This window comes from Streptomyces sp. NPDC004111 (assembly GCF_042874215.1).
Lineage (GTDB): Bacteria > Actinomycetota > Actinomycetes > Streptomycetales > Streptomycetaceae > Streptomyces.
In genome coordinates this window covers 122933-138775 of the sequence record NZ_JBIAMU010000016.1, presented here as the reverse complement: position 1 = coordinate 138775, position 15843 = coordinate 122933, and the positions used below count along the sequence as shown (strand labels likewise).

At 71.1% G+C, this 15843-nt stretch carries 13 protein-coding genes; 5 read left to right on the top strand and 8 right to left on the bottom strand.

Annotation, left to right across the window (positions count from 1 at the left end; all coding sequences use genetic code 11):
* Positions 1 to 13 precede the first annotated feature (13 nt).
* The 3 genes from ACFYVL_RS29100 (at position 14) to ACFYVL_RS29090 (ending at position 4534) form a co-directional block, all read left to right on the top strand.
* A complete protein-coding gene (locus ACFYVL_RS29100) occupies positions 14 to 1285 on the top strand; it encodes an activator-dependent family glycosyltransferase (protein WP_389250000.1) in 1272 nt (423 codons plus the stop codon).
* A gap of 321 nt (positions 1286 to 1606) precedes the next feature.
* Positions 1607 to 2317, top strand: coding sequence for a hypothetical protein (locus tag ACFYVL_RS29095; protein ID WP_389249998.1), 711 nt, complete (start codon positions 1607 to 1609; stop codon positions 2315 to 2317).
* Positions 2318 to 2608: 291 nt separating this feature from the next.
* Positions 2609 to 4534, top strand: a complete 1926-nt coding sequence (locus ACFYVL_RS29090; RefSeq protein ID WP_389249996.1) for a BTAD domain-containing putative transcriptional regulator — start codon at positions 2609 to 2611, stop codon at positions 4532 to 4534.
* Between the two features lie 172 nt (positions 4535 to 4706).
* Here the strand turns inward: ACFYVL_RS29090 and ACFYVL_RS29085 are convergent, their stop codons facing one another.
* The 3 genes from ACFYVL_RS29085 to ACFYVL_RS29075 are packed head-to-tail and all read right to left on the bottom strand — an operon-like array spanning position 4707 to position 8100.
* Positions 4707 to 6185 (bottom strand): cation:proton antiporter, encoded by a 1479-nt coding sequence (locus ACFYVL_RS29085; protein ID WP_389249994.1) that lies wholly within the window; start codon positions 6183 to 6185, stop codon positions 4707 to 4709.
* Positions 6182 to 6811, bottom strand: coding sequence for a flavin reductase family protein (locus ACFYVL_RS29080; protein WP_389249992.1), 630 nt, complete (start codon positions 6809 to 6811; stop codon positions 6182 to 6184). The genes ACFYVL_RS29085 and ACFYVL_RS29080 overlap by 4 nt, the downstream gene beginning before the upstream one ends.
* A gap of 59 nt (positions 6812 to 6870) precedes the next feature.
* Positions 6871 to 8100: a methyltransferase domain-containing protein gene (locus ACFYVL_RS29075; protein WP_389249990.1), complete on the bottom strand. Its 1230-nt coding sequence runs from the start codon at positions 8098 to 8100 to the stop codon at positions 6871 to 6873.
* 456 nt (positions 8101 to 8556) lie between these two features.
* Here ACFYVL_RS29075 and sbnA point away from each other — a divergent pair, with 456 nt between their 5' ends.
* Together sbnA and sbnB are read left to right on the top strand one after the other, a co-directional pair.
* The gene (sbnA, locus tag ACFYVL_RS29070; protein ID WP_389249988.1) at positions 8557 to 9618 is read left to right on the top strand and encodes a 2,3-diaminopropionate biosynthesis protein SbnA; all 1062 of its coding nucleotides are present in this window, start codon (positions 8557 to 8559) and stop codon (positions 9616 to 9618) included.
* Positions 9612 to 10604, top strand: a complete 993-nt coding sequence (gene sbnB / locus ACFYVL_RS29065) for a 2,3-diaminopropionate biosynthesis protein SbnB (RefSeq protein ID WP_389249986.1) — start codon at positions 9612 to 9614, stop codon at positions 10602 to 10604. The genes sbnA and sbnB overlap by 7 nt, the downstream gene beginning before the upstream one ends.
* Positions 10605 to 10690: 86 nt before the next feature.
* Here sbnB and ACFYVL_RS29060 read toward each other — a convergent pair whose 3' ends face one another.
* The 5 genes from ACFYVL_RS29060 to ACFYVL_RS29040 form a co-directional block, all read right to left on the bottom strand.
* Positions 10691 to 11683, bottom strand: a complete 993-nt coding sequence (locus tag ACFYVL_RS29060) for a Gfo/Idh/MocA family protein (protein ID WP_389249984.1) — start codon at positions 11681 to 11683, stop codon at positions 10691 to 10693.
* A 63-nt stretch (positions 11684 to 11746) separates the two neighbouring features.
* Positions 11747 to 12370, bottom strand: a complete 624-nt coding sequence (locus ACFYVL_RS29055; protein ID WP_389249982.1) for a dTDP-4-dehydrorhamnose 3,5-epimerase family protein — start codon at positions 12368 to 12370, stop codon at positions 11747 to 11749.
* A gap of 108 nt (positions 12371 to 12478) precedes the next feature.
* Positions 12479 to 13927: an NDP-hexose 2,3-dehydratase family protein gene (locus ACFYVL_RS29050; protein WP_389249980.1), complete on the bottom strand. Its 1449-nt coding sequence runs from the start codon at positions 13925 to 13927 to the stop codon at positions 12479 to 12481.
* A gap of 70 nt (positions 13928 to 13997) precedes the next feature.
* Positions 13998 to 15107: a DegT/DnrJ/EryC1/StrS family aminotransferase gene (locus ACFYVL_RS29045; protein WP_389249978.1), complete on the bottom strand. Its 1110-nt coding sequence runs from the start codon at positions 15105 to 15107 to the stop codon at positions 13998 to 14000.
* A 34-nt stretch (positions 15108 to 15141) separates the two neighbouring features.
* Positions 15142 to 15675, bottom strand: coding sequence for a hypothetical protein (locus ACFYVL_RS29040; protein WP_389249976.1), 534 nt, complete (start codon positions 15673 to 15675; stop codon positions 15142 to 15144).
* Between the last annotated feature and the right edge of the window lie 168 nt (positions 15676 to 15843).

Genomic DNA, 15843 nt, shown 5'->3' with positions numbered 1-15843 from the left:
CGGAGAGACCACGATGCGAGTTCTGTTCACCACCACCCCCGAGAAGACCATCTTCATGAGCATGGTGCCGCTGGCCTGGGCACTGCGCACGGCCGGGCACGAGGTGCGGTTCGCCAGCCAGCCCAAGTTCGCCGACACCATCACCCAGGCCGGACTGACCGCCGTGCCGGTGGGCCGCGACAGCGACCTGTTCCGCGTGGCGCGCACCACCCCCGAGCTGCTGGAGGAGGCCCGCGCCGGACTGCACGCGCCCTGGGACGTGGCCGAGGACCCGGCGAAGGCCGTCTGGAAGAACATGCTGGCCGGCTACCGCGACGCGGTCGAGGAGGGGCACAAGCCCGAGAACTTCCCGATGATCTCCGGGCTGGTGGACTTCGCCCGGCAGTGGCGGCCCGACCTGGTGATCTGGGACCCGCTCACCTACGCGGGGCCCGTAGCCGCCAAGGCGGTCGGTGCCGCGCACGCCCGGCTGCTGTTCGGGGTGGACGTCTTCGGCGTGGCCCGCGAGGAGTTCCTGCGGCTCAAGGAGGAGCAGCCGGAGGGGGAGCGGGAGGACCCGCTGGCCGACTGGCTGGGCGGCTACGCGCGCCGGTACGGGGGCGAGTACACCGAGGACATGGCGTCCGGGCACTTCACCATCGACCAGTTCCCGCGCGGCCTCCAGCTGGAGGCGGCCGGCCTGCACTACGAGCGGATGCGCTACATCCCGTACAACGGCCCCGCCGTCGTCCCCGGCTGGCTGTGGAAGAAGCCGGCCCGGCCGCGCGTGGCGCTCACCATGGGGCTGAGCGCCACCGACCTCTTCAGCGGCTACACCTTCGGCATCCAGGACGTGCTGGACTCCCTCGCCGACCTGGACATCGAGGTCGTGGCCACCGTCGCGGACAGTGCCCGCGAGGGGCTGCGCAAGCCCGACAACGCCCGCCTGGTGCCGTTCGTGCCGCTGCACGCCCTCGCGCCCACCTGCGACGTGGTCGTCCACCACGCGGGCCCCGGCACGCTGGCCACCGTCGCCCGCCACGCGGTGCCCCAACTCTCCCTGCCCTACAGCTTCGACGAGCCGCTGTTCGCCGCCGCCCTGACGGCGAACGGTGCCGGGCTGCACATCGAACCCGAGGCGACCAGCGGGGAAACCGTCAGGGCCCAGGTGCTGCGGCTGCTCGAAGACCCGGACCGCCGGGCCGGCGCCCGCAGACTGCGGGACGAGTTCGACGCGCTGCCCTCGCCGAACGAACTTGTACCGACCCTGCTTGAGTTGACCGCGAAGCACCGCGCCGATGGTTGACCGCGGTTACCTACCAAAGTTGCGGAGCAATGGTCTTCTGGCCGGGTGCGCCGCGGGCGGGGGCCGATTAAAAATGGATCAAGAAGCCCTCCCCGTAGGAGTGTTGTCGAGTAGGGTCGTGATCAGGCCGCCGGAAGTTGATCATCCGGCAGCTGCTCGCGTTCGGCTGCTCATCGACACGAGTGCAACAAACGGGCGGTGACCTGCAACGGGGTTCAGCCGCAAGGCACTTGGGCCCATCGGCCCGATGGAGCTCCCTGCGGTCGACCGCACCAAAGTCGGCCACAGCCCCCCACGAGCGAACGAATGGATTGATCTACCTTGAAGGACGAGCAGAACAAGACGTTGAGCGCACCCAGCGTCCTGAAGCAGTCGACCCAGGAGCTTGTGCTGGTCAGTGCGGCCTTCCTGGTGCTGGGTGCTGGGCTCGGCTGGCTCATCAAGATCGCGGCGAAGTGGCTGGTCGGTCTGCCGTGGGCGCCCATGCAGGGCCCCGCGAAGCTGGTCACCTCGCTTCCCGAGCCCGGTCTCACGATCGGCATCGCCGCACTCGGCGGTCTGATCGGTGTCGCCCTGGTCGTGTACGGCCGCTTCGAGGAGCTGTCCCTCGAAGTGACCGGCGACAGCGTCACGCTCACCCGCAAGGGCAAGTCGTGGCAGATCACCGGCCGCGACGTCGCCCAGTCCTTCCTGGACGACAAGCAGTTCGTGCTGGTGGCGCACGACGGAACCGAACTGGCCCGGGAGAAGACCGACCTGGACGCCAAGCGGGTCGGCGCCGCGATGAGCGGACACGGCTACACGTGGCTGGAGCGGGACCCCTACAAGGAGTCCTTCCGCCGCTGGGTCTCCGGCATGGCGGGTCTGCCCGAGGGCGCCAACGCACTGCTCGCGGCGCGCTCGGTCGCGCTGGAGAAGGGATCCGACGAGGAGCAGCTGAGGGAACTGCGGGCCGAACTGGGCCGGATGGGAGTGGTCGTGCGAGACGACAAGAAGCGCCAGTACTGGCGCTCGTCCAAGGCGGCTTCTTGACATACCGCAAGGAGGGCCGGCCGCTCCACCGAGCGGGCGCGGCCCCGTACCGCAGGCGGCAGGGTCCATCGGGTGACTCCGATGGGCCCTGCCGCCTGCGCTGCCGTCCGGGCGACCGGGCGGTTTTCGGGTACCCGGACGGTCATGGGAACCCGACGAGAACCGGCCGGTCAGGGGCGACCGGACGGCCGGACCGCGCGTGCGCGGTCGTGTGATTGGTCAGAGGCGATATTCAGTACTTCGCATGTGTGACACGGGGGTCACGTGTTGAATACTTCGTTGAGTGTGTGTTTGCTCGGCTCCGTAGGAGCCACCTGTGAGGGACGTCGGATCGAGCTCGGTTCACCTACCCAGCGGACGGTCTTCGCAGTCCTGGCGGCCCACGAGAACACCGTGGTCAGCAAGGACGACTTGATACGCGCGGTCTGGGGCTCCGACGCCTCCGAGACCGTCATGAACAGCGTCTACACCTACATAGCCCGGCTCCGTAAGGTCCTGGACCCGGACCGGGCCCGCTTCGCCCAGTCCGAGGTGCTGGTCTCCGACAGCCTCGGCTACCTGCTCCGCGTGCCGTCCGAACGGATCGACGCCCGGCGCTTCACCGGAGCACTGAGCGCCGCCCGCAGACTGCGCGCCGACAACGCCACCGAACGGGCCGCCTACAAGCTGGAGGAGGGCCTCGCGCTGTGGCGCGGCACCCCCTACGCCGGCACGGTGGGCGCCTTCGTGGAGTCCGAGCGCGAACGCCTGGCGGAGACCCGGCTGCTGGCCATCGAGGACCACGCCGAGATGCTCCTCGAACTGGGCCGCCCCGCCCTCGCGATCGGGGAACTGTCCGCACTGGTGCACCGCCACCCGCTCCGCGAGCGGCTGCGGCTGCTGCTGATGCGATGTCACATCGAACTGGGCCGGCACGCGGACGCCATCGGCGAGTACCACTCGCTGCGCATCCGCCTCGCCGAGGGCCAGGGCATCGAGCCCGGCGAGAGCCTGCGGGAGCTGTACGAGCAGGCGCTGAACGCGGACCGGCTGCCGGGCATCCCCCGCCAGTACGCCCGCGGCCGGTCCCGGGCGGTGCCCACCGCCATGCCCGGCCGGACCGTCACCGTGCCGGTGGCCCCTGCCGTGCCCGCGGTGGCCGCCGGGCCCGCCACCGCGCTGCCCGCCGCCCCCGCGGCCCCCGCCCCGGCGGCGGCCCGCAAGGCCCCCGCCGGTCCCGCGGTGCGCCAACTGCCGCGCGCGCCGCGCTGGTTCATCGGCCGCAAGGACGACCTGGCCGCCCTGCACGAGCTGCTGGGCCAGGCGGACGAGGCCGACGAGTCCGGGCTGATCCTGCTCACCGGACCGCCCGGCGCGGGAAAGGCGGCCCTCGCCACGCAGTTCGCCCGCACGCTGGACGGGAGGTTCGCCGACAGCCAGTACCACCTCGATCTACGCGCGTTTCCGGCGAGCAGCCCGGCCCGCAGCGCCGAACTCGCGCTGCGGCGGCTCAACTCCACGCTCCGCGGCGGCCCGGAGACCCTGGGCCTGGACGCCGAGACCGAGTACCGCAGCCTGGTCGCGGACCGCGAGATGCTGCTGATCCTGGACAACGCGACCTCCGTCGACCAGGTCCGCCCGCTGCTCCCCGGCACCCCCACCGGCCTGGTGATCGTCGTCAGCCGCTGGGGCCTGTCCGGGCTGATCGCCCAGGACGGCGCCCGCCGTCTCGTGGTGGAGCCGCTGCGCGGGCAGGACGCCTCGCGGCTGTTCACCGGCATCGTGGGCGAGACCCTGGTGGCGGAGTACCGCGAGGAGGCGGACCGGCTCATCGCCGCCTGCGAGGGGCTGCCGCTGGCGCTGCGGGTCGCGGCCACCCTGATCAAGATCTCGCCGTTCCCGGGCACCACCCTGCGGCGGCTGAGCCACACCACCGACCTCACCTCGGCGCTCTATCTGACCGGTGACGCGAACTCCACCCTGACCACCGTCTTCGACTGGTCGTACGACGCGCTGCCCGCGGACGCCGCCCACCTGTACCGGGTGCTGGGCCGCAGCCGGCACCCCGAGCTGACGCCCTCCGCGGGCGCCGTCCTCAGCGGGCTCACCCCCGAGGAGTGCCGCCGGGCCCTGGACGCGCTCGTGGACGCCGGTCTGCTGCGCGAGGTGGCCCCGGACCGCTTCCGGATGGCGGCCCTGCTGCACGCCCACGCGCGGGGCGTGGTGCGCCGCCCCTGACCCGAGCGGTCCCGCCCGGCGGCCGGCCGCGCGAGGACGAGGACGAGGACGAGTACGAATACGAAGCCGGCCCCAGGGGACGACCGGGGCCGGCTTCCTTGTGCGACCGACGCACCGCGGGCCGCCAGGGGGGACTTGGCGCGGTGCGTCGGCCGCCGTGCGGGGCGGGCCGTCAGGCCCGGGGCCCTTCGCCCTCCAGGGCGCGGGAGGCCGGCGCGGCCGGTTCCGGCGCGGTCCTGGAGCCGTTGAGGCGGGGGATCAGGATGCCGGTCAGGGCGGTGGTCAGCACCGCGAGGAGCACCAGCATCGTGAAGCAGGCCGTGTTGATCAGGCCCGCCTCGTAGCCGATGCCCGCGACGACCAGTTCGGTCACTCCCCGGCAGTTCATCAGGATGCCGACCTGGAGCGACTCCCGGCGGTCCAGGCCCGCCAGCCGGGCGCCGAGGCCCGCACCGAGCAGCTTGGAGAGCTGGGCCACGATCAGCAGCAGGGCGAAGATCCCCCAGATGCCGGGGCCGGAGCCGAACGCGCCGACGGACGTCTTGAGGCCGATGCCGACGAAGTACAGCGGCAGCAGGATCAGCAGGACGAAGCCGCGGAGCTGGGCGGTGATCCGGTCGATCACCGGGACGTCGCGGGGGACGACCGCACCGAAGAGGAAGGCGCCGATCACCGGGTGCAGGTGCATCAGCTGGGTGAGGACGGCGAACGCGAGCGCGCCGATGACCAGCACGAGGGTGAGTCCGCGCTCGGGCAGCCGCCGGGTGAGGACCTGGAGGAGGGGGCGTACGCCGAGGAAGGCGAGGACGCCCAGGGCGACGACCCAGCCGCCGGTGCGCAGCAGCTGGTCGGTGCCGCCGCCGGTGGAACCGGTGAGCAGGATCGTCAGGACCAGCCAGGCCAGTCCGTCGCCCATGGCGGCGCAGGTCATCGACAGGCTGCCGACCGGGGTGCGGTCCATCTTCAGGTCGACCAGCACACGGGCCAGCACCGGTACCGCGGTGATGGCCGTGGCAAGGCCGAGGAAGAGGGCGTACTCGGTGGTGGTGGCCTTCGGGCCGAGCAGCTGGGGGGCGAAGAGCAGGGCGAACGCGGCACCGCACACGAAGGGCAGCGCGATGCTCCCCAGCAGGGTGGCGCCCAGCGGGCCCTGGTCCCGCAGCCGGCCGGTCCGTATCTCGCAGCCGATCAGGAACATGAAGATGACCAGGCCGAGCTGGGAGACCTTGTCGAGGTTGTCCAGCACGGAGGGCGGGAAGAGCGCGGCGGACGCCTCGGGCCACAGCAGGCCGAGGGCGGAGGGGCCCAGCGCCAGACCGCCGAGGATCTCGCCGAGCACCGGCGGCTGGCCCAGCCTGCCCAGCAGCGCGCCGAGCAGGTGGCTGACGCACAGCACGACCGCGACGGTCACCAGGAAGCGGGTGAGCGGGTTCTCCCACAGGGAGCCCTTCCCGCCGTCGAACAGCCCGGTGACGACGAGGAAGAGGACACCGCAGGCGAGCACCGCCAGGGCGACCCCCAGCCGGGAGCCGGTGAGGACACCGCCGGGGAGCGGGCCCGGGGTGCCGTCGGCGGGGGTCCCGGCGACGGGCGGCGGGCCCTCGGCGGACGCGCCGCGCGGTATCCCGCCGGGGCGGGTGGCCGGCTTCACCGGGCAGCCCCCTCGGTGCGTACGGGCTCGGTGGCCTCGGTGGGGTGCAGGCTCAGGAAGCCGCGCCTGCCGTAGAGGAGGGGACGGCCCGCACCGTTCTCCACGTGCCGGACCCGGCCGAAGACGGCCACGTGGTCCCCGATCGTGAGGGTTTCGGCGACCTCGCACTCGGCGACGGCGTACGCGTCCTCGTGCAGCCAGGGCAGACCGTGCGTCGGGGTGTGCCGCCAGGCGGTGCGCTCGAACCGGTCGGGGCGGGTCGAGGCGAACACGCTGGCGGTGCCCCGGCCGCCCTGGTGCAGCAGGTTCACCGCGAAGGTGCCCTGCGCCCGCAGCGCCGCGAGGGTGCCGCTGCGGTCCGCCAGGCAGACCTGGAGGGTGGGCGGGTCCATCGCCACGCTCGTCAGCGAGCTGCACGTCAGACCGTGCGGCCGGCCCGCGGGATCGACGGCGGTGACGATCGAGACACCCGTGAAGTACGAACTCATGAAGTCGCGGAAGGCGTGCGAGGTGCCGTCGCCCGCGTCCCCCGCCCCGGACCCCGGCCGCACGGCCTCCGGCCCGGATCCGGGCAGGACCGCGGCCCCGCTGCCGTTTCGCTGCCGCATTTCGGTGGTCGTCTCCACAGTGCTCTCTCTCCCCGCCGTCGATTCCCCTGCCCGGTACCGCTCCTCGGTCTGTGCCGCTACGAGATCCGGACGTCGGGCACGTAGAGGATCCACTTGCCGCCGGCGTCCCGGAACGCCTGCTCCTTCTCCATGATTTCCTCGGCGTGGTTCCACGCGAACAGCAGCGCGTAGTCCGGGTAGTCGGCCGCGAAGGCCTCCGGCGTGACGACCGGGATGTGGGTGCCCGGGGTGAGCCGGCCCTGCTTCTGCGGGGTGGTGTCGCAGACGTAGGAGACCAGGTCGGGCGTGATGCCGATCAGGTTGGCGACCGTGGCGCTCTTGGCGGTGGCGCCGTACGCGGCGACGGTCTTGCCCTCGTCCTTGAGGCGGCGCAGCAGGGCCCCCAGGTCGTCGCGGATCTTCGACACATTGGCGCCGAAGCCCTGGAGCGTGGCCAGCTCGCCGAGCTTGGCCTCCTCCTCGGAGGCCAGCAGGTCGGTGACCGCCTGGCTCGGGGTGCGCTCGCCGGCCGGGGCCAGCGTGTAGCGGACCTCGCCGCCGTGCACGGTGAGGCGCTCGACGTCGACCAGCTCAAGGCCGTTGCGACGGGCCATCTCGCCCACGGAGCGGGCCGTGAAGAAGAAGAAGTGCTCGTCGTAGATCTGGTCGAACGAGGTGCGCTGGACGATGTCACCGAGGTACGGGTCCTCGAAGACGAAGACGCCGGTCGGCTTGAGCAGGGCGCGCACACCGGCCAGGATCGAGTCCATGTACGGGATGTGGCACAGGGTGTTGGCCGCGTAGATGGCGTCGGCGCGGCCGTCCTCGGCCGCGATCTCCAGCGCGGTGGCCTCCTCGAAGAAGGACTTGCGGACCCGGACGCCCTTGGCGGCGGCCAGGTCGGCGACGCCGCCGGAGGGCTCGACGCCCAGGTGCCGGACGCCGGCCTCGGCCATCACCTTGAGCATCACGCCGTCGTTGCAGCCCAGCTCGACGACGAAGGGGTCCTCTTCGGTCAGCTCGGTGGCCAGCAGCTGCTTGGCCAGGCCCTCGAAGTGGTTGCGCATGTACGAGGAGCCGGAGGAGACGTAGGGGTACTCCTCGTGGAACATGCGGTCGCGCGGCACCTCCTCCATGAGCTGGACCATGGTGCAGCCGCGGCACAGGCCGACCGCGAGCCGGAAGAAGAATTCCGACGAGTGGTCGGCGTCGGGCGCCGGGAAGGCATCGGACAGGGGCTGCTTGCCGAAGTCGTAGAACTCGTCGACCTGGTCGCCGCAAATGCGGCACTGCGAAGTGCTCGACATGGAATCTCCTGAATGGCACGGACGGTGGTCCGGACGATGGTCCGCGGAAAACCCGTTCTGCGGAAAGCCCGTCGGATTAATCAGCCTGTGTTGACGTGCGGCCCACACCGAGGCGGACGGAATGAATTCTTCGCGGCGCCGCCTCCGGAGGGAAGTGGCGAATTGGAATTCTGTCCCGCTGGCGGGACACCGGCCGGAGCAACCACCTTCCCGGCAGAACGAGTTGACCTGGGAGCGGGCACCTGTCCGCAGGGTCTTGACGCGCACGCCGCGGCCGGTCGGGGGAGAGAGAAAGTCGGCCGGTGGATATGGACAGGTGCCCGAATAGCCTGCGTACGGTTATCAAAAACCGTACGACTCTCATCCCGGGTGGGGTCGTTAGCCACAGACAGGGGCGACAAGCGCATGGAGGAACCGCAGAGTCTCCTTCAGGAACGGGAACGCGAAAACGAACCCATGGCGGGGACGAAAGGAATCCTCTCGGCCGTCGGAGGCACCCCGCTGGTGGAGCTGGAGAAACTGGCGGCAGATTTCGACTTCCGGGTCTTCGCGAAGGTCGAGCGCTTCAACCCGGGCGGCAGCATCAAGGACCGCCCGGCGCTGAACATGCTGCTGGAGAAGGTCAGGTCCGGGGAGCTGGTGCCCGGCCGGCACACCGTCATCGAGTCCAGTTCGGGCAATCTCGCCATCGGCCTCGCACAGGCCTGCTGCTACTTCGGGCTGCGCTTCGTGTGCGTCGTGGACATCCGCACCACCGAGCAGAACCTCGCGGTGCTGCGCGCGTACGGGGCCGAGGTCGAGGTGGTCACGGAGCCCGAGCCGGTGTCGGGGGAGTACCTCCCCGGGCGGCTGCTGCGGGTGCGCGAGCTCGCGGAGCTCATCCCGGACTCCTACGTGCCCGACCAGTACGCCAACCCGCGCAACGCGGCGGCGCACCTGACGACGATGCGGGAGATAGCCGAGGCCCTCGACGGGCGGATCGACTACCTCTTCTGCGCCGCCGGGACCACCGGGACGCTCGGCGGCTGCGCCTCCTACGTGCGCAGCCACGGCCTCAGCACGCAGCTCGTCGCGGTCGACGCGGTGGGCAGCGTGCTGTTCGGCTCGCCGGTGTCCTGCTCCCGGCTGATCCCCGGGCACGGCACCTCGGTGCTGCCCGCACTGTTCGACGCCTCGGCGGCCGACCACGTGGTGCACGTCAGCGACCTGGAGTCGGTCGTCGGCTGCCGCAGGCTGGTGCGCCGCGAGGCGCTGCTCGCCGGCGGCTCGTCGGGTGCGCTGGTCGCGGCCCTGGAGAAGATGGCGCCCGGCATCCCGGCCGGCTCCACCTGTGTGCTGGTACTCCCCGACGGCGGCGACCGCTATCTCGACACCGTCTATTCCGACACCTGGGTCCGCAGCCACTTCGGCGAGGTCTCGCACCTGTGGAAGGAGTCCGCGTCGCACGCGGGGCCCCCGCACGCGGGTCCGCCGCCGGGCGGCGGACCCGACGAAACCAAGGAGCCCCTTTCGTGCTGATCATCGGAAACCGTGAGGTCCACCGCGTGCTCGCGGACCGCGAGGAGGACGTCCTCGCGCTGGTGGGCGACACCTACCGGACCCACGAGGCCGGGCGGACCGCCGTGCCGCACTCGGTCTTCCTGCGCTTCCCCGACCGGCCGCGCGACCGCGTCATCGGTCTGCCCGCGTACGTCGGCGGGGAGCGGGCGGCGGCCGGGATGAAGTGGATCGCGAGCTTCCCCGGCAACGTCGCCGCGGGCAAGGAGCGCGCCAGCGCGGCGATCCTGCTCAACTCCACCGAGGACGGCACCCCGCGCGCCTGCGTGGAGGCGTCCGTGATCTCCGCCCGGCGCACCGCGGCCTCCGCGGCGCTGGCCGCCGCCCGGCTGGTGCACGGCCCCGCGACGCGCGGCATCTCGCTGCTGGGCTGCGGGCCGATCAACCGGGAGGTGCTGCGCTTCGTGAAGGCGGCCCTGCCGTCGCTGCGCGAGGTGACCGTCTTCGACCTGGACGCCGAGCGGGCCGCGGAGTTCGCCAAGAGCGCCGGCGAGGACCACCCGGACCTGGTGTTCGACGTCGTCGGGCGGGTCGAGGACCTGCTGGGCGCCCACCGGCTGGTGTCGCTGGCCACCACGGCGGGCGAGCCGCACATGGACCTCTCGGCGTGCCTGCCGGGCGCCACCGTGCTGCACGTCTCGCTGCGCGACCTGACGGTGGAGTCGATCCTCGGCGCGCAGAACGTCGTGGACGACGCGGACCACGTGTGCCGCGAGCGCACCTCGCTCCACCTGGCCGAACAGGCCACCGGAGGGCGGGAGTTCATCGACGCGAGCATCGGTGCCCTGCTGGCCGGCACCGCCGGTTTCGTCCGGGACCCGGAGCGGATCGCGGTGTTCTCGCCGTTCGGCCTGGGCGCCCTGGACATCGCGCTGACCCGTTGGGTGTACGACGAGTGCGAGCGCCAGGGCCTGGGCACCCGGGTCGAGGGCTTCCTGCCCGCGTAACGCGTCCGAAGCCCCCCCCCGCGCAACAGTGAAGCCTCCCGGTGATCCGGGAGGCTTCACTGTTGCGCGGGGGGGCAGGGGGGTGGCTAGATCGGCGCGTGGTGCGCGACCCGCTTGATCTCCTCGATCAGGGCCGCCTGCCGCAGCGTGCCCTCCTGGTGCTCGCGCACCGACACCTCGCCGAGGACGGCCCGTACGAAGGTGTCCACGATGTTGGCGAACTGGTCGTCGGCGGGCAGCGTCAGCCGCTCGGTGTGGTCCTGCCGCTCGATGCGCAGCTGCGGCTGGTAGGTGGGCGGCGGCGTGAAGGCGCGGTCCAGGGTGAGCCGGCCGGTGCTGGCGGACAGGCTGTAGCTGTTGCCGTACGCGTGCTCCATGCCGAAGGTCAGCTGGGCGGGGATGCCGTCGGCCGTGCACAGCAGCACGCTGCCGGACATCGCGACCCGGTACTCCTCGTGGTAGCGGAACACGGCTCCCACCACGCGCAGTTCGTGGCCCAGGAAGTACTGGGCGGCCCGCACGGGGTAGCCGCCGAAGTCCAGGAACGGGCCGCCGCCGACCGCGCTCTGGTAGCGGATGTCGCCCGGCGGCTTGGGCGGGATGGTGAACATGGAGGAGAACCCGCGCAGTTCGCCGATCGCGCCGTCCGCGAGGGTCTTGCGGACCGCCTCGTGCTGCGAGTGGTGGAGGAACATGTAGTTCTCCAGCAGCACGAGTCCGCGGGCGCGGGCCAGCTCCACCAGCCGCCGCGTCTCGGCGAGGCTGCCGGTCATCGGCTTCTCGACCAGGACGTGCTTGCCCGCCTCCAGCGCCCGCTCCACCCACTCGGCGTGCAGCAGGCCGGGCAGCGGGATGTACACCGCGTCGAGGTCGTCCCGCTCCAGCAGCGCGGCGTACCCCTCCAGGGGGACGCCGCCGAACCGGTCGGTGAACCGGACGGCGGAGCTCTCGCTGCGGCTGGCGACCGCCGCGATCTCCACCGCGGGGCTGCCGGCCATGGCGGGCAGGGTGCGCCTCCAGGCGATGTCGGCGCACCCCATGACGCCGATGCGCAGTCTGTCGCGCGTTTCTAGGAACATGGAAGAACTCCGCTCAGCAACATGGGACGGTGGGAGGCGGTCGGCCCTCCGCGGTGGTGGGGATCAGCTGCCGGACCGCTTGCGCAGCGCCTCGTAGTGGGCGAGGCAGTCCTCGTAGGACGGCAGCATGCCGAGGGCCTGCGCCTCGGAGAGGGTGGGCGCGGTGGCGTCCTTCTCGGACATCACCGGCGGCTCCTTGAGGTCCCAGGGCAGACCGATGTCCGGGTCCAGCGGGTTGACCTCGATCATCGTCCCCGGCACGTACGCCTCCGAGCAGAGGTAGTTCATGCAGGCGTCGTCGGTCAGGGTCAGGAAGGCGTGCCCGATGCCGTCGGCCAGGTAGACCGCCATGCCGGACTCCTCGTCCTGCGGCGTCACGTCGTACATGCCGAAGGTGGGGGAGCCGACCCGCAGGTCCACCGCGACGTCCAGCACCGCGCCGCGCACGCAGGTGACCAGCTTGGCCTGGCCCGGCGGCAGCGAGGTGCTGTGGATGCCGCGCACGGTGTTGCGCCGGCTGAGCGAGTAGTTCGCCTGCCCGACGGTGAAGGGGTAACCGATGATGTCGGTGAGGATGTCGGAGCGGAACGCCTCGAAGAACCAGCCGCGCTGGTCCGGGTACTTGTTCGGGGCGATCCGGTACGCATCCCGGATTTTCATCTCGGTGACGTGTGCTGCCTCAAACATGTCCGACCAGCTTCCGGAAGTGATGGCGTACGGAGTGAAGGCGTACGCGGAAGGTGCGTACGGCGGGCCTGGGCCCGGACGGGCGGTGCGCGGGGTGCGTGCGGGTGCTCAGCACAGGCTGTACAGACAGGTGAGCAGGGACCTGGCCTCGACGTTCAGGTAGTGGCCGTGCCGCAGCAGATCGGTGAGCTGACGCACCGTCACCCACGTGAAGTGCTCGGGGACGTCGAGCGGGAAGCTCTCGTCCACCTCCAGGATCTGATAGCGGGTCAGCGCGTTCAGGAACCGGCCGCCCTCCTCGGAGAGCACCTGGTCGTAGTGCGAGGTCACCGCGCCCGAGCGCAGCAGTTCCCGCAGGAACGGCTCGGCCACGTCGTCGAGGTCCTGGCCGGGCAGCAGGTGCACGGTCGGCGCCATCTCCACCTGGTCGAGCAGCCCGTACTCGGGGCGGGCGCGCACCAGCAGGTGCAGCACGCCGTCGACGGCACGGGTCAGGAACGCGGCGCGCGACTGGCCGTGCGGCTGGAGCAGCGGCTGCTTCCAGCCGGTCACCTCACGGGTGTTGGCGGCGACCTCGACCGCGATGACGCGGAAGTCCCTGCCGCCCGCGTCGGTGATCTCGTGGTCGTCGCGCGACCAGCCGGCCGGGGTGCCGGCGGCGGTGCCGGTCCGGGGCGCCACCTCGTCGAGCGGGACCAGCCGGCCCGTCCACTCGCACCGGGTCTTCGCCTCGGTGAACCAGCTCAGGAGGTCGCTCTGGGTGTGCAGCGCGAAGCCGCGCCCGCTCGGTGCCGCGTCCTGGTAGGAGCGGACCAGGGCCGCTCCGAAGGCGCCCCGGCCCACCGCGTCCGGGTCGTCCGGCAGCGCGAAGGGCATGCAGGAGAGCACGGTGCGGGCGTCCATGTTCAGCAGGTTGTCCCGCCGGGTGAGTTCGCGGACCTGGGCGAGCGTGAGCCAGACGAAGTTCTCGGCCAGCGGGACGTCGCCGGTGGCCAGCACGACCATGTTCCGGTTGCGCTTGCGCCAGAACCAGGCGCCCTGCTCGGACTGGAGCACGTCGACCAGGACCTGGTCCCGGTCGGGCCCCACGAACCGTTCGAGGTACTGGGTGCCGCCGCCCTTGTGCACCCGCGTGAAGTTGCTGCGGGTGGCCTGCACGGTGGGCGACAGCTGGATGGTGTTGACGTTGCCCGGCTCCATCTTCGCCTGCATCAGGCAGTGCAGGACGCCGTCGAACTCCTTGACGACGATGCCGAGGATGCCTATCTCGGGCTGGTGGATGATGGGCTGCGCGCGGACCTCGTGCCCGCCCTCGCGCACCCGCATCCCCTCGACGGTGAAGAACCGGCCGCTGGTGTGTCCGAGGTTCCCCGTCCGGGGGTCGAACGCCCAGGTGTCCAGCTGGTCGAAGGGGATGCGCTCCACCGCGAACCCGCCCGCGCGCAGCCGCTCGTCCCACCACTGGTGGAACTGCGCCGAAGAGGTCAGCCGGTGCCCGTCCGCCTCCCAGCGTGCGGCGGCGTGCCCGGCCGCTCCGGGCTCCACGACGTGTGTCATCTCTGGTCACTCCATGACTGAGGTGCGCCGGACGGGCAGTGGCGCGCGGGACGGGTGGCGCTCACCTGGGTCAGAGCCTTCCCGTGACATCGAGGAGCTTCTCGATGAACCGTTCCTGCTCCTCGTCGGACAGCGAGGCGTACATCGGCAGCGAGAAGATCTCCTTGGCCACCCGCTCGGTGACCGGAAGGTCCCCCTCCGAGTAGCCGAGGTGGCTGAACCCGGACTGGATGTGCACCGGCCACGGGTAGCTGATGTTGAGCACGATGTCGTGCTTCTTCAGCTCCTCGATGATCCGGTCGCGCTCGGGGTGGCGGACCACGTACACGTAGTAGACGTGGTCGTTGCCCGGGGCGAGGACCGGGGTGACGATGTCGGTGCCCTTGAACGCCTCCTCGTAGCGGGCGGCGATGGCCCGGCGGCGCTCCAGATAGCCGTCGAGGCGGGTCAGCTTGCGGCGCAGGATCTCCGCCTGGACCTCGTCGAGCCGGCTGTTGTGACCGGGCGTCTCGACGACGTAGTACCGGTCCTCCATGCCGTAGAAGCGCAGCCGGCGCAGCCGCTTGTCCACCTCGGGGTCGCTGGTGACGGTCGCGCCGCCGTCGCCGTACGCGCCCAGCACCTTGGTCGGGTAGAAGGAGAACGCGGCGGCCTTGCCCATCGAGCCGGCGATCCGGCCGTGGTGGCGGGCGCCGTGCGCCTGCGCGCAGTCCTCGAAGACGGCCAGGCCGTGCTCGGCGGCCAGCGCCTCCAGCGGCGCCATGTCGACGCACTGGCCGTACAGGTGCACCGGCAGCAGGCACTTGGTGCGCGGGGTGATGGCGGCGGCGACCTGGCCGACGTCCATCAGATAGGTGTCGGGGTCGATGTCGACGAAGACCGGCTTCGCCCCGATGGCGTCGATCGCGATGACGGTCGGCGCGGCGGTGTTGGAGACGGTGATCACCTCGTCACCGGGTCCGACACCCAGGGCCCGCAGGCCGAGCACGATGGCGTTGGTGCCGTTGTCGACACCCACGCAGTGGGCGGAGTCGTTGTAGGCGGCGAACTCCTCCTCGAAGGCGCGGACGCTCTTGCCGAGCACCAGCTGCCCCGAGCTGAACACCGTGTCCACGGCTTCGAGGATCTCCGCGCGTTCCTTCTCGTACTCCAGCAAGTACCCCCACACATGCTGGGTCATCGCGCCCTCCAGGTTCTTGGTGATTGATTCGGGATCAGACGATCTGCTTGAGCAGGTCCACGCCGAGCGTGTCCCAGTCCGCGCGGTGAATGGCGTGGACGTGCACGTCCCACAACTCGCCGTGGAAGAAGGTGTGTTCGGGCAGTACGGTCTCGGGCCGCAGCAGCGGGCCGTGGCCGTCCCGGAAGCCGACCGGCGAGGTGTCCGCCGAGTGCAGGTGGACGTAGACCTTGCGGGTGCGCCACATCGAGAAGGCGAAGTTGGCCGTCAGCGCGTGGGCGTCGGTACGGAATTCGGCCGCCCGGTCCGAGGCCAGCGAGACCTCCATGCGCAGATGGCCGGCAGCCGTCAGCGTCGAGAGCGTGCTCAGCCCGACGACCTCCCCGCTCTGCGCGTCCTCCAGGAGGAAGCATGCGGCGAGGCGTTCGCCGAACGTTTTCACATAGTCGTCGATCAGGGGAAGCCCCGGAGCGCCCAGCCGGAAAAGTATCTCGTAGGCCTGGGCGGCATCCTCGGCACCGGCGGCCCGCAGCGCCAGCCGCCTGGATTTAGTGTGAGGGAAAAGCAAGTCGATCTCTTCCTTCTCTTCCTTGATTCGGGATCCCGGTGTGAACGGGCGGCCCGTTGGGAATGCAATTGCTTTCTATACCCACGGCAATTGGACGGGCAATGCCGCAGCCCTGCTTGCGACCCCCGGCCGGCCGTACGGTGGGAGCGCGGCGGGCGGCCCGGCGGG

What these genes read in the sequence shown, in the direction of transcription:
- ACFYVL_RS29100 (WP_389250000.1), top strand. Translation starts at nt 14, where the DNA reads ATGCGAGTTCTGTTCACCACCACCCCCGAGAAGACCATCTTCATGAGC.
- ACFYVL_RS29075 (WP_389249990.1), bottom strand. Translation starts at nt 8,100, where the DNA reads ATGTCGAGCACTTCGCAGTGCCGCATTTGCGGCGACCAGGTCGACGAG.
- sbnA (WP_389249988.1), top strand. Translation starts at nt 8,557, where the DNA reads ATGGCGGGGACGAAAGGAATCCTCTCGGCCGTCGGAGGCACCCCGCTG.
- ACFYVL_RS29060 (WP_389249984.1), bottom strand. Translation starts at nt 11,683, where the DNA reads ATGTTCCTAGAAACGCGCGACAGACTGCGCATCGGCGTCATGGGGTGC.
- ACFYVL_RS29055 (WP_389249982.1), bottom strand. Translation starts at nt 12,370, where the DNA reads ATGTTTGAGGCAGCACACGTCACCGAGATGAAAATCCGGGATGCGTAC.
- ACFYVL_RS29050 (WP_389249980.1), bottom strand. Translation starts at nt 13,927, where the DNA reads ATGACACACGTCGTGGAGCCCGGAGCGGCCGGGCACGCCGCCGCACGC.
- ACFYVL_RS29045 (WP_389249978.1), bottom strand. Translation starts at nt 15,107, where the DNA reads ATGACCCAGCATGTGTGGGGGTACTTGCTGGAGTACGAGAAGGAACGC.